This is a genomic window from Parapedobacter pyrenivorans, from assembly GCF_014636865.1.
GTDB classification, from domain to species: Bacteria; Bacteroidota; Bacteroidia; order Sphingobacteriales; family Sphingobacteriaceae; genus Parapedobacter; species Parapedobacter pyrenivorans.
The window spans coordinates 2690476-2704579 of record NZ_BMER01000001.1; the positions used below are offsets into that span (position 1 = coordinate 2690476).

Here is a 14104-nt window from a genome sequence, read left to right on the forward strand (position 1 = left end):
AAAAATAGTTATAAACCGAAATTATCGGGCTGCGGAATCACCTCTTTCAAATAGTCGTCTTGTTGCACTAGTGGTAACACCTTTTTGGTCTCGTCCTGCATGATTGGCCGCCACTTGGCGTTAACGTATTTAGCCATCTCGATCCCATCGCCAACCGGTATAGCTGAATATTTTTCATGGCCTTCAGTCCATGATTTTTCCCAGGCAGACAGGGATTCGAAGAACGTATTGGCGTTGTTTGCTGGTCGTCCGTAAGATTTTCGTAGTTTTCGCTCGTGATAGCGCTTGTTGATATCCTCTGGCTGTTCGAGAAGATAGTCAATGAACATCTTCCATCGGGGGATATAAAATCCCTTGATTAAACCAGACCACTGCCGGTTAGAATAATCGAAAAACAAGGCATTCGGTGTTACCGGCCCCCATACAGTTATCAATGTCCGAGCGGCTTGCTCATAGCGGTTCTCTTCCTCCTCATGATTACCCCATTTTCGTGCATCCCCAAGCCACTTGCCCAACAGGAACTCTTCACGGGTTGCCAAAAGATCGTCTATATCTTGCATCAACTCGATAAACAGCCCACCTGCTTTTGGAAGTGCAATGCGGTCGTTGCACTTGTAGGCGGTACTGATGCCCTGGTGTAATAGTAAAGATAAATCTGCAAGGCATTGCCTGGCAAGGTCGACCAGGTCATACTGAAATGTACGTTTTGCTCCCAGTTCATTTGCTGCTTCTAGCATTCCGTCCCAAGCAGACCACAGGTCTATTAGGTTGTAATCCCGAACCATATCGCCATTCATCGATGCGCTGGGCATATACAATGCAGGACGAGCACATAGTGGAGACTCCATGGAGATAATCTTTACCTTTTTTTGCTGGTATACGGTCGATAACATTATTTCCCAAGCGCGTGCTGCTGGAGTTGGAAGACTTCCATAGCGGGCGGTGGCGTATTGTTTCGTCCAGCTAGATACATCCGGAACGTCACGGTGCCATGCGATCTCTGTAGCGGCTTCGTAAACAATGGGATTATGCTCGATTGCTTCGGGAAAAATTCCTAACCCTTGCACATTCTGGGCTGCGGGTAGTTGTTTCAAGCGTAGCGCATGGCTCAGAAAATGCGCTAGGTTTCCTCCGAGATAATTTCGGCCACCGAAATTATGCATCATACCAACCACCCATGGGCGGCCCCAATAACTATCGTGCTTTTTCCAATTTGTTCCGGTTAGTGCCATCATGAGTGTACGGTCCTTTGGGACGGCTCTCAGCAAGCCCTGCCTAAGTGACCACGTTTGTATAACCAACACGGCTTCGGGGTCGACCGTTTTGATGGCTGAAAAAATGGCATTTCCGGCTTGTTCAAGATATTCTTCCGTTTTAATGGGCGGCTGGCTCTCATGGAAGGGATCAACGGAATAATAGTGGTCAGTACCGAAAAGCTGGTGTTGTTCTTCGACGAATATTCGAGCTATTTTGGTAAACAACGGGTCCAATGGGTCGATCTGGGCCGTTTCAAATGTCGATATCCAGTCCGTTTTATAAATCTTAGCCTCGGGATAAAACTTCGTGAGGGCGGTAGGGACGTATCCGGTGAACCCCTTAAGGATGGTTTTCATGCCAAGCTCACGCTCTCTGGCGATTATTTTTTTTCCTAACTCCAAATGCTTGTCTATCCAATCTTGAGATAGTGGGCCCATCCACCCTTCTAGGTTATCCATCCACTGCCACGCAAAATAGGTAGGTCCCACCAAGAAATTTCTAATCGAATTGTCATCCATTCCCAAACGCCGTAGCGTATTCTGCCATACCGCTTCGAGTCCGGTAATGGCTAGCGGCATGTTGATACCATGCAAAGCCATCCAATCGATCTCTCTTTCCCATCGCTCCCAATCCCACCAAGGCATGGAATAGCTAAACGTACAATAATTAAGGTATGCACGGATGTTAAATTCGGTACGACGTACAATGGATTCAAAATCCACAGGAAGAAGATCTGGTAAATCCAACTGGTCGCTATTCCATGAAAGGTGACAACCGCATACGTACTTCAGGTACCAATGCAATGCGGAAGCCACTGCAATTGGGCTATTTCCCTTGAGGACAACTTTGTTACGCTTTGACTGAATCTTAAAGAAATCTTCTGAGCCCTCGCCGATATGCCCTATGATGACCTCGAACTGTGCTGCTTTACTCGGTAATATTCGTTTTATTAACGCTTCGGCTGCTTTTGTGTGATTTTCGTTTTTCGCGGTATTCATTAATTTACAAAAGATGTTTGAGTTTTTTTTAAGTGTGAAATTCTTCGTAATAAGTTTCTACTTTGTCGTGATTAATCACATAATACATATAACAGTGAGCAAACTTAGGAATCAATAAAGATACGATATTGTGACCTGCTTTACCACATTTTCGCATAACAAACCGGGATTTCAATCCGGGCTGCCCCGCTGATGTCCGACTATCGGGGCAATACTTATTATCTCAAAACAGGTGCCAGCAAAGGGAGTGCAGAAATGGTGCCGACCGACGTTGGTTTTAGCAAGCAACAATGTTAAAAAATGTTAAAGCCCGACGGGGGCGGGTGAATGGGGGGACTTATCGGCTAACTTTAAGCCATATTTTTATTGAATACCCACTAACCGGATGAACATGGACTACCACAAAATCAACAACTTGAGCGGTTGGATCTGCGCCGCAATATCGACCACCATTTACATCTTGACCATGGAGCCTACTACCAGCTGGTGGGATGCCGGTGAGTTTATTGCGGCTGCACATCGTATGCAGATCGTACATCAGCCGGGTGCTCCCTTATTCCTGTTATTGCAAAACGTGTTTTCGCTGTTGGCGTTTGGTAATCCCGAGCGTATTGCTTATTGGATGAATTTCGGCTCGGCGCTTTCGAGCGGACTGACTATCCTATTCCTGTTTTGGACCATCACTGCCCTGGTGCGGAAAATGATTTGGCAAGCGGGTGCAAAACTTACTTCAATGGGATTGCTGCAAATCATGGGTGGCGGCGCCATTGGTGCCATGGCTTACGCCCTTTCGGATACATTTTGGTTTTCGGCTGTGGAGTCTGAGGTATATGCGATGTCGTCGCTGTGTACAGCAGTGGTATTCTGGGCGATACTAAAGTGGGAAGCGCGTGCTGATGACCCTGGTGCCAATCGGTGGCTGGTATTCATTGCCTATATTATGGGGCTATCACTCGGCATCCATTTGCTCAATTTGCTTACCATCCCTGCGCTGGCGTTGGTTATTTATTTTCGTAAGACGACGAAGGTCACGCTTGCCGGGGTTACAAAAACCTTTTTGATCGGATGTACGGTACTCGCATTCATCCTGTGGGGAGTTGTGCAGTACCTCGTGAAGTTTGCCGCATACTTCGATTTGTTCTTCGTAAATACACTGGGGATGGGGTTCGGATCGGGTGCGGTGGTGTTTGCAATCTGTGTGGTGGGGGCGTTGGGCTACGGGATTTGGTATTCGATGCAGCGGGCAAAGCCGATCCTCAATATCGCTTTGGTTTGCATGGGCTTCATCATCTTTGGATACAGCTCTTTTGCCATGGTGCTCATCCGGGCAAAAGCGAATCCATTGCTGAATAACAGCCAGCCGGACGACGCTTTTTCGTTCCTCTGGTATTTGAATAGGGGGCAATTTGGGAGTGAACCCCTGGTTGGCGGCCCTTACTTCGACTCGCAGCTCATCGATATCAAGCAGGGTAGCAATGAATACCGGAAGGGAGAAACGAACTATGAGGTGGCCGGAACCGAAAATCATCCGGTTTATGACCGCACGACACTGTTTCCGCGTATTTATAGCACGCGCGACTTCCACCCCCAAGGCTACCGCGCTTGGTTGGGCCTTGGTGAAGGGGAGCAGCCAAGGCCGGTAGATAACCTCAAGTTCCTTACCGCCTATCAGCTTGGACACATGTATTGGCGGTATTTTATGTGGAATTTTGCAGGACGCCAGAATGACCAACAGCCGCTTATTTCAAGCTACAGCGAAGGGAACTGGATAAGCGGTATTAATTTTATTGACCAATGGCGGTTGGGCGGACAGGATAAACTCCCTGAAGCGGCGAAAACGGACCCATCTCGTAACGCCTTTTATTTTCTACCGCTCATACTTGGTGTGATGGGGTTAATCTGGCAGTTGAAACGCAGCCGAATGGATATGGCGGTAGTGGGGCTGTTGTTCTTTTTTACCGGGTTGGCCATTGTGCTTTATCTCAACCAATCTCCCCTGCAACCCCGGGAACGGGACTACGCGTATGCGGGATCGTTTTATGCCTTCGCGATATGGATAGGCATGGGGGCAGTGGCGCTCGCAGATTTGCTAAAGCGAAGCTGGAACCAGCGGCTGGCAGTGTCGGTAGCCATAACGGTTGGTTTGTTTGCCGTGCCGATATTGATGGGGGTGGAGGGATGGGACGACCACGACCGTTCGCAGAAATACATGGCGCGGGATATGGCACGCAATTACTTGGAATCCTGTGCACCAAACGCCATTCTGTTTACATACATAGATAACGATACGTTCCCGCTGTGGTACCTGCAAGAGGTGGAAGGCGTACGACGGGATGTGCGTGTAGTGAACCTTAGTTTGCTGGGTATGGATTGGCAGGTGCGGCAAATGAAGGAACCGGCCGAAGGATACGAGGCACTACCAATAAGCATGGCAGATCACCAGTTTGCAAAGGGGACCCGTGATGTGCTTTATTACCATGATTATGGTATTCAGGATTCCGTGGAATTGCAAAAGCTGCTCGCGCTACTGCTGTCGGACAATCCCTCCGACCAATTGGTGTATTCGAACGGCGATCGGAGAAATTTCCTGCCCACGAAGAATTTTAAACTCACAGTGGATAAAGAGCAGGTGTTAAAACACCATGTCGTTCCAGAAAAGTGGCATGATAAAATCGTGGACACGATGTTTTGGACCTATGATCACGATATGGTGACCCGTTCGGAACTGACTTTAATGGACATCCTTGTGCATAACGAATGGAAGCGGCCGATTTACTTTACAGCCACCATGCCGACAAGCCAACGTCTCGGACTGGATGATTACCTGGTGTCTGAAGGTTTCGCGCTGAGGCTGATGCCGGTACGGGCTCGGAACGAAAGCGGTGCTGGTCATCTGGTCAATCCGGATAACGCATATGAGAACGTCATGCATAAATTTACTTGGGGAAATATGAAGGATGCACCGTATTTGGATCCAACTTCGTACGCGCTGGTAGGGCAATCGTTAAAGGTCTTTTCGGATACCGCCGAAATGCTCATTACGGAGGGAAGGAGAGAAGCTGCCAAGGATGTCGTGAACCGGGCTGTGCAGGTATTGCCGGAACGTATACCTTTGGTGGGGCTTGCTGGCCAATATCCGGTCTTGGCCGCGCAGCTTTACGAACTTGGAGAAACGGCTAAAGCCAACGCATTGGTGGAGCGGAATGTGCGTTTTTTGGACGAGCAGCTTGCTTATTATGCGGCCATTGCTGAGACCAAACCCAATGTGGAAGGGCAGGCGATCCGTGATAGTTTAGTGGCGTTGGAGCAGTTTGCTTTCGCTGCTGAAGCGCATGGACAGCCGGATCAGCAACGGGCGGCAAGGGGGATTTTTGACCGGTATCGTTTACATTTTTTTGGATCTTGATGCCGATGCTAAAGCTGTTCTTTTTGCTGCTGTTTTCAGGAACCGTGCACTCTTGCCAAGCGCAGGGGGTGGCCATCGACGTCCTCCACCAGGGAAAGGAGACAAGCCTACGCGGTCTTTTTGTGTTGGACGATTCCGTGGCTTGGGTAAGTGGCGGCAACGGCTGGGTGGCTCGCACCACCGACCGGGGAGAAACCTGGGACTGGCGGCAAGTACCTAGCCATGAAACCGTGGATTTTCGGGATATCCAGGTTTTTTCAACGAACGAAGCGCTCATTATCAGTGCCGGCTCGCCGGCGATAATCCTGCGGACCACCGATGGTGGCCATAGTTGGCAGGAAACCCATCGCGACGGACGGCCTGCAATTTTCTTCGACGGCATGGATTTTTGGGATGATCGAATGGGGCTGGCTTACGGCGACCCGATAGATGGTGTGATGCAGTTGCTCGCTACCTCGGATGGTGGCCAAACTTGGGGGGATATCAGTGGGCAGGCAACTGTGCGCCTGTCGGAAGGCGAGGCCGGGTTTGCCGCAAGCGGTACGGGTGTTCGGACGTTGCCAGGGGGACATGTATTCATTGCTTCGGGTGGGCACCAATCACGCCTGTTCCATTCGATGGATTATGGGCAGACCTGGACGGCACGTGCTTGTCCCATCGTGCAAGGTAGTGCTTCGAAGGGAGTATTTTCCATTGCGTTTCAAGATGAGTACCATGGCGTAGTGGTGGGTGGAGACTATCAACAAGACACGCTTGCCGAGGATGCCGTGTTTGTGACGGAAGATGGCGGTCTTACATGGACGCCGCCCAAGCGGGGAACCCGTGGATACCGTTCGGCCGTGGAATACATAAATAGCAAAATGCTAGTAGCTGCGGGGACAACCGGCGTGGATATTTCAAGGGATGGTGGGCACCATTGGGATGCGGTGTCGGATGCAAGCTTCCATGTAGTCCGCAAAGCGAAAAACGGTACCTGGGTGGTGCTGGCGGGTGCCGATGGAAGGATAGCGACGTTGCTGATAGACACTAACGCTCGGAACTCGGGATTCGAAGAGAAATAGTGGAGGTGGCATTCCGTACGGTAAAAATATCCCGTATTCGCCGTATAAGTCAGAAAAATATAGTAGGTTTGCACCCATATTCCGTGTCCATTTTGAAAGTCAGCTTCGAATGAAACGATCCATACTATTGGAAGGGCAAAAGTTCCAAATTACCATCCAGCGGCTGTGCCATCAATTGATAGAAAATCATGCTGACTTCTCCGATTCCGTCATCGTGGGTATCCAGCCCCGTGGTATCTACCTTGGGCGGCGCATCGCGGAGGAGTTAAAGCAGATACCGGGATTGGCCGCCGTTGCTTACGGTGAGCTGGATATTACTTTTTTCAGGGATGATTTCAGGCGGAAGGATAGTGGCCTTTTGGTGCCAAGCAGTACCAGTATGGATTTTATCGTGGAGGGGAAAAAGGTGATCTTAATGGATGATGTGCTGTGGACGGGAAGAACCATTCGGGCTGCCATGGATGCGCTGCAGGCATTTGGCCGTCCGGAAAAGATCGAGCTGCTGGTATTGGTAGATCGTCGTTTTTCTCGGCAACTGCCTATCGAGCCCGATTACATTGGCATACAGGTGGATTCCATAGATTCACAACGGGTAATCGTGAGTTGGGATGAAGTGGACGCCCACGACCGCATTACGTTATTGACAGAAAAGGACAATTAGTATCATTGTTTTTGATTGTGCATTAATCAACAAATGACAGCATCAAACAGGCAACTCAGCACCCAACATCTTCTGGGGATTAAAGACCTCCAAGCCGGAGACATCCAGCTCATTTTCGAGACGGCTGATAATTTCAAGGATGTGCTCAACCGTCCGATTAAAAAGGTCCCATCGTTGCGTGATATCACCATAGCGAATATTTTTTTCGAAAACTCCACCCGTACCCGACTTTCGTTCGAGTTGGCCGAGAAGCGGTTGTCTGCAGATACCATTAATTTTGCGGCTTCGTCATCTTCAGTAAGCAAAGGCGAAACCCTCATTGATACAGTCAACAACATCCTTGCCATGAAGGTTGATATGATTGTCATGCGGCACCCTTATCCTGGCGCAGGAATCTTCCTGAGCAGGCATGTGGATGCACAAATTGTCAATGCTGGCGATGGTGCACATGAGCATCCTACACAGGCCTTGTTGGACGCGTTTTCCATCCGTGAGCGGCTTGGCGACGTGTCGGGTAAGAAAGTGGCTATCATTGGGGATATTCTCCACTCTCGGGTGGCGTTGTCCAACATACTCTGCCTTCGTAAGCTGGGTGCTGAAGTGATGGTTTGTGGGCCGACTACCTTAATACCGAAATATATCAGCTCATTGGGGGTGAAGGTTGAATATAATCTGGTTAATGCGCTGAAATGGTGTGATGTTGCCAATATGCTCCGGATTCAATTGGAGCGTCAGGATATGGCCTATTTCCCGTCACTGCGGGAATATTCGATGCTTTATGGTTTGAATAAGCGGCTGCTTGATTCGCTCGATAAGGAGATAACCATTATGCATCCGGGACCGGTAAACCGCGGAGTGGAAATTACCAGTGATGTGGCCGATAGCCGCCATTCGATTATTCTGGATCAAGTGGAAAATGGCGTAGCCATTCGGATGGCCGTTCTGTACCTGCTTGCCAGTAAACGTGGCTAAGCGGCTTCCTGGGTATGTTACTAACATTTGTGGACAACTTTTGAGGAAAACTTTAGGGTTTCCCTGTAATTTAGTGGGTTGAATTGGGTGATGCATATTTTATGGCCCCAACTTTGCGTGGATTGAGAAAAATATAAGATTAATTTGACGGCATGTTTAATCGGATTTATCAGTTAGGTATTGTGTTTTGTTTGGTGGCATCAATTGCTGTGGCACAACAAAGCGCATGGCAGGAAGTCAATCAGGCATACAAAACCGGAATGGAGTTGTATGAAAAGGGGAAGTATGCCGCGGCAGCCAAGCATTTCGACCAGGTCGAAGCGATACGGATAAATTCTACGATGCAACAGGATGAGCATGTTGAATTGACGCTATTGAAGGAAAACGCTCGTTTTTACCAGGCTATTTGTGCGTTGGAATTGGGGGAATCGGATGCCGAGGGCCATTTCCTTCGGTATATCAAAGACTATCCGGCCAGTGCGAATTCCAAGGCTGCTTATTTTCAGGTAGGGAGATCCTATTTTGGAAAAAAAGACTATGAGCATGCGTTGGAATGGTTCAATAAACTCGATAGTCGGAATTTAGCTGGTCGGGAGAATAGGGAGTTTCGCTATAAGCAAGGCTATTCTTTTTTTATGACGGATGATTATGCTTCAGCCAAACCACTTTTCGAAACCCTTAAGGATGAAGGTGGCGTCTACCAGGAAGCATCGATCTATTATTATGCCTACTTAAGTTACCTGGACCGAGAGTTCAAAACAGCATTGACGGAATTCGAGAAGCTGAAAGGATCAAAGACCTACGAAGCGACCTATCCGTATTACATTACGGCACTTTATTATCTTGACAATCGATACGACGATGTGCTGACTTATGCCTTGCCGATATTGGAAAATACCAAACAGGTTCATGAAACCGATATGTTCCGTATTATTGCCGCTACCTATTTTGCTAAGAACGATTTCGAAAGTGCGGCGGAATACTATGATAAATTCCAGGCAGGAGATCAAGGTAAGACGCAAAACAACCAAGACAGTTATCAGATCGGTTACATTGCTTATAAAAACGGGGATTATGAAACGGCTATTGCTGAGTTGCAAAAGCTGGAGGAGCCCGATGCCTATTACCAAAGCGCTATGATCGCGTTGGGTGATGCATTTCTGAAAAGCGGAGACAAACAGAGTGCGCGTAATGCGTTCTTTAAGGCATCCAAACTGGACTTCGATGCCGCATTGAAGGAAGAAGGGCTTTTCAACTATGCTAAATTGTCATCCGAACTCGAATTCCATCAGGTGGCCCTCGAGGCCGCGAAAGAATATTTGGATACCTACCCAAAAACCAGCCGACTGGAAGATGCAAAAACATTGTATGCCGAGACCCTTTTAGGCACAAGTAATTACCGCGCTGCGGTGGATATCCTTGAATCGATCAAGAACCGCGGGCCTGAGGCAGATGCTGCCTACCAACGCGTAACGTATTACCGCGGATTGGAATTTTACAATGAACGTGCGTTTGAAAATAGTATCTCACTATTTATGCGTTCCGAGCAGTATCCGATTGATCCACATATTACTGCCTTGGCTGCCTATTGGAAGGCAGAAGCGATGTATGAGGTGCGTAAGTATGGTGAAGCTGTTCAGAACTTTTCGCGCTTCCTGCGGCTTCCTGCCGCGCGCAATACCGATGTCTATAGCTATGCAAACTATGCGTTGGCATATGCTGCATTCCGGAATGATAGCTTCAATACATCCGCCAATTACTTTGAACGGTTCCTCTCTACGGGTGGCAACGCGATTGAACCTAATGTGCGCAATGACGCTATTGCACGTCTTGGTGATTCTTATTTTTCGATGCGCAATTACGGCCGGGCGATGCAGTACTACGATCGACTGATTAACAGCAAGGCCCAAAGCCAGGATTATGCACTATTCCAACGTGGAATCATCCAAGGGTTGCAGGGTAGCAACGAGACTAAGATTAACACCTTACGTTCCGTCGTTGAGCGATTCCCAAATTCCAACTATGCCGATGACGTGGCATTTGAGATTCCCTACACCTATTTTACAATGGGTGATTATGAAACGGCCATCCAAGGTTTACAACAGATGATCGAACAATATCCCCGAAGCAGTTATGCACCTAGGGCATTGATGACCATTGGCCTTGTACAATACAACAAAGACGATACCGAGGGTGCGATGGCCACGTTCAGAAAGGTGGTGGAAGAGCATTCCACAACCGACGAGGCCAGGCAAGCCCTGCGCTCCATTGAAAACATTTATTTGGACCGTGGTGATGCTTCGGCGTACATCAATTATGCGACTAGTACCAATATCGGCGACTTATCGAAGGCTGAACAGGATAATCTCGCGTTTCAGGCCGCTCATACCCTGTTTGCGCGGGGCGAATACCAGGGAGCCGTGGAAGCCATTAATGCTTATTTTGATAAGTTCCCGAAACCGATACAGGAGAAGCATGCTCGGTACATACGTGGTGTTAGCTATTATAGGACCGGCCACCCGAAAGAGGCGTTGCATGACCTTAATATCATCCTGAATGATTGGACGAGCCAATACACGGAAAACACGCTGCTTACGGTATCCGAGCTCTACCTTGGTCTGGAACAGTATAATGAAGCTATTGTCCACCTCAAAAAATTGGAGCTTACTTCGGAATATAAATCGAACTACGGTTATGCAGTCAATAACCTGATGGTTTGCTACGACAAGATCGGTGATATGGAGCAGGTGGTCAAGTATGCGGAGTTGATTAAGGCATATGACCGTTCGTCGGAGGAAGACATCGCTAAAGCCCACCTCTATACGGCGCGTGCGATGCTCATGAAAGGGGAAGTTCCACCAGCGCTGAAAGAACTTAATCTTGCAGCACTGAAAAGTCAGACCATTGTCGGTGCTGAAGCCCGCTATCGGGTTGGCCAATTGCAGTACGAGGCGAAAGAGTATGATAAGGCGATCGAATCGGCGTTTGAGGTGATCAACAATATGGCGTCGTATGAATATTGGGTAGCCAAGAGTTTTATCCTGCTTGCGGATGCGTATGCCGGCAAAGGGGATGATTTCCAAGCGAAGAGTACCTTGGAAAGTGTCATCGAAAACTATGAAGGGGAGGATGACATCATCCCTTCGGCAAAGGAACGGCTAAATAAACTCAATAATAAGGAATAGAAACTTGAACGGACGATGATAGCGCAAGAATCGATCGGCTACAAATACTTGCTTACCGGAGCTTTTTCGGTATTGCTAGCCGTAGGCTATGCGCAGGAGGAAGAGGAACAGATCGAACTGGAACGGCAAGAACAGCAACCGCCAACTGAACAACAGGGAGTGAGGGAGCCTGCTACGATAGATTCGATCGATGTGGTGCGCGACTACCGGCCGATGTTGGCGGATGCCGTAAAGATTCGCCGAAGCCCTGACATGCGTATCGACCGGCAGGCACTTGAGACCGAGTTGCGTCGGATAGCCGCTACCACTTATTTCGCAAAGAACGCATTCAGAAAGCCTTATTACGGGAGCTTGCAAAAACGGCATCAGGAAGCGACGCCGAACAACATAAATAACTACCGGATTGCTTACTTGGCATACGAGAATGGTGAATACGAAAGAGCGACCACCATTTTTGAAAAACTGGAAACTTCAGATGCCTTTTACCAAGGCTCGATGATTGCGTTGGGCAATATTTTTCTGGAAACCGGCGATAAACAAAGGGCACGGAATGCATTTGTCAAGGCGTCCGAACTGGATTTCGACCAGGCATTGAAAGTAGACGGACTGTTTAATTACGCCAAACTCTTGTATGAACTGGACTCCGCAGCGGCTGCCGTGGAGGTCGCCCTGAAATATGTTCAGGAATATGCGGTTATCGCTCCGGGTGCGGAAAAGAACGAGAGCCCCGAAACCTTATTGGCTGAAATCCTGTTGGGTACGAGCAATTTCGAGGCGGCCGTAAATATGCTGGAATCATTCACCAACAGGGATAAGGAAGCCGATTTGACCTATCAAAAGGTAGCGTATTATCGTGGATTGGAATTCTACAACGAACGGGCATTTGAAAACAGTATTTCCCTGTTTATGCGGTCGGAAGAGTTTCCCATTGATCCGCGGATAGCCGCATTGGCTACCTATTGGAAAGGGGAGGCAATGTATGAAGTGCGGAAATATACAGAAGCTGTACAGGCGTTTTCCCGTTTTCTCCGGATGCCTGCCGCCCCAGAAACCGACGTATACAACTATGCAAATTACGCGTTGGCATATGCGTCCTTTCGCAGCAACAGTTTCAATACGGCTGCCAGACATTTTGAACTTTTTTTGTCTACCGATGGTCGTTCGATGGAAAATAACGTGCGAAACGATGTCATCGCACGTTTGGGTGATTCGTATTTGACGATGCGTGATTATGGCCGGGCCAACCAATACTATGACCAACTGATTAACAGCAAAGCCCCTAATCAGGACTATGCACTGTTTCAGCGCGGTATTATCCAAGGATTGGAAGGTGACAATCAGACAAAAATGAGTACGCTTCGCTCGGTGACCGATCAGTTTCCGAATTCAAATTATGCCGATGACGTAGCCTTTGAAATCCCGTACACACATTTCACGATGGGCGATTACGATACGGCTATTGAGGGGCTGCAGCGGATGATTGAAAAATACCCACGCAGTAGCTACGCCCCACGGGCGCTGATGACGGTCGGCCTGGTACAATATAATCAGGGAGATAGAGAAACGGCCATGGCTACATTCAGAAGGGTGGTGGAGGAACATTCCACCACCGGTGAGGCCCGACAGGCGCTGCGTGCTATCGAAAGTATGTACCTGGATAGCGGCGATGCATCGGGTTACGTCAACTATGCAACCAGCTCGAACCTCGGCGACCTGAGCAACGCGGAGCAGGATGACCTGACATTCCAGGCTGCACACACGCTGTTTTCCCGCGGACAATACCAGGCGGCGGTTGAAGCCATTAATGCTTATTTCGATAAATTTCCAAACCCCATCCAGGAGAAACATGCCCGGTACATCCGCGGGGTAAGCCTGTACCGTACCGGCCATCCGAAGGAAGCGCTGCACGACCTGAATATCATCTTGAATGACTGGACCAGCCAGTATACCGAAAACACGCTGCTTGCGGTGGCGGATTTGTACCTCGGGCTTGAACAATATAACGAGGCAATTGTGCACCTCAAAAAACTAGAGCTCACATCAGAATACGAAGCCAGTTATGGGTATGCCGTAAACAACCTGCTGGTCTGCTACTATGAAATCGGCGATATAGAGCAAGTACTCAAATATGCCAAGTTGATTAAAGCATATGACTGGTCGGCTGAAGAAGACATCGCCAAAGCTCATCTGTATACCGGTCGGGCGCTGCTGCGGGAGGGAAATTCTACGGAAGCGGCCAAGGAGATGAACCTGGCAGCGTTAAAAAGCCAGACGGTGACGGGTGCCGAAGCACAGTACAACCTTGCACAGCTACAATATAAGGGCAAAAGATATGACAAGGCAATCGAAAGTGCCTTTGACGTGATTAACAACCGGTCGTCGTACGACTATTGGATGGCCAAAAGCTTCATCGTGCTGGCCGATGCCTATGCCGGCAAAGGGGATGATTTACAGGCGCAGCGTACGTTGGAGAGCATAATCGAAAATTACGAGGGCGAGGATGATATCATTCCTTCGGCCAAGGAGCGTTTACAGAAATTGAATAATAAATAACAGGAATTTTA

At 48.7% G+C, this 14104-nt stretch carries 7 protein-coding genes; 6 read left to right on the top strand and 1 reads right to left on the bottom strand.

Going from position 1 to position 14104, the window contains the following annotated elements; translation table 11 throughout:
- Positions 1 to 8: 8 nt before the first annotated feature.
- A complete protein-coding gene (locus IEV98_RS10575) occupies positions 9 to 2255 on the bottom strand; it encodes an alpha-N-acetylglucosaminidase (protein WP_188505804.1) in 2247 nt (748 codons plus the stop codon).
- A gap of 391 nt (positions 2256 to 2646) precedes the next feature.
- Here IEV98_RS10575 and IEV98_RS10580 point away from each other — a divergent pair, with 391 nt between their 5' ends.
- The 6 genes from IEV98_RS10580 to IEV98_RS10605 all read left to right on the top strand — a co-directional run bounded on the left by IEV98_RS10580 (position 2647) and on the right by IEV98_RS10605 (position 14093).
- Positions 2647 to 5661, top strand: a complete 3015-nt coding sequence (locus tag IEV98_RS10580; protein WP_188505805.1) for a glycosyltransferase family 117 protein — start codon at positions 2647 to 2649, stop codon at positions 5659 to 5661.
- Positions 5661 to 6722 carry a WD40/YVTN/BNR-like repeat-containing protein gene (locus IEV98_RS10585; protein WP_188505806.1) on the top strand — a complete coding sequence of 354 codons (1062 nt, stop codon included), beginning with the start codon at positions 5661 to 5663 and terminating at the stop codon, positions 6720 to 6722. The genes IEV98_RS10580 and IEV98_RS10585 overlap by 1 nt, the downstream gene beginning before the upstream one ends.
- Before the next feature lie 109 nt (positions 6723 to 6831).
- The gene (gene pyrR / locus IEV98_RS10590; protein ID WP_188505807.1) at positions 6832 to 7383 is read left to right on the top strand and encodes a bifunctional pyr operon transcriptional regulator/uracil phosphoribosyltransferase PyrR; all 552 of its coding nucleotides are present in this window, start codon (positions 6832 to 6834) and stop codon (positions 7381 to 7383) included.
- Between the two features lie 33 nt (positions 7384 to 7416).
- A complete protein-coding gene (locus IEV98_RS10595) occupies positions 7417 to 8355 on the top strand; it encodes an aspartate carbamoyltransferase catalytic subunit (protein WP_188505808.1) in 939 nt (312 codons plus the stop codon).
- Between the two features lie 152 nt (positions 8356 to 8507).
- Positions 8508 to 11540, top strand: a complete 3033-nt coding sequence (locus IEV98_RS10600) for a tetratricopeptide repeat protein (RefSeq protein WP_188505809.1) — start codon at positions 8508 to 8510, stop codon at positions 11538 to 11540.
- Between the two features lie 15 nt (positions 11541 to 11555).
- Entirely contained in the window at positions 11556 to 14093 is a 2538-nt protein-coding gene (locus tag IEV98_RS10605) for a tetratricopeptide repeat protein (RefSeq protein ID WP_188505810.1), read from the top strand.
- The last annotated feature ends 11 nt before the right edge of the window (positions 14094 to 14104 follow it).

Excerpts from the sequence above, each read along its gene's own strand:
- IEV98_RS10575 (WP_188505804.1), bottom strand. The coding sequence starts at position 2,255 with ATGAATACCGCGAAAAACGAAAATCACACAAAAGCAGCCGAAGCGTTA.
- IEV98_RS10580 (WP_188505805.1), top strand. The coding sequence starts at position 2,647 with ATGGACTACCACAAAATCAACAACTTGAGCGGTTGGATCTGCGCCGCA.
- IEV98_RS10585 (WP_188505806.1), top strand. The coding sequence starts at position 5,661 with ATGCCGATGCTAAAGCTGTTCTTTTTGCTGCTGTTTTCAGGAACCGTG.
- pyrR (WP_188505807.1), top strand. The coding sequence starts at position 6,832 with ATGAAACGATCCATACTATTGGAAGGGCAAAAGTTCCAAATTACCATC.
- IEV98_RS10595 (WP_188505808.1), top strand. The coding sequence starts at position 7,417 with ATGACAGCATCAAACAGGCAACTCAGCACCCAACATCTTCTGGGGATT.
- IEV98_RS10600 (WP_188505809.1), top strand. The coding sequence starts at position 8,508 with ATGTTTAATCGGATTTATCAGTTAGGTATTGTGTTTTGTTTGGTGGCA.
- IEV98_RS10605 (WP_188505810.1), top strand. The coding sequence starts at position 11,556 with ATGATAGCGCAAGAATCGATCGGCTACAAATACTTGCTTACCGGAGCT.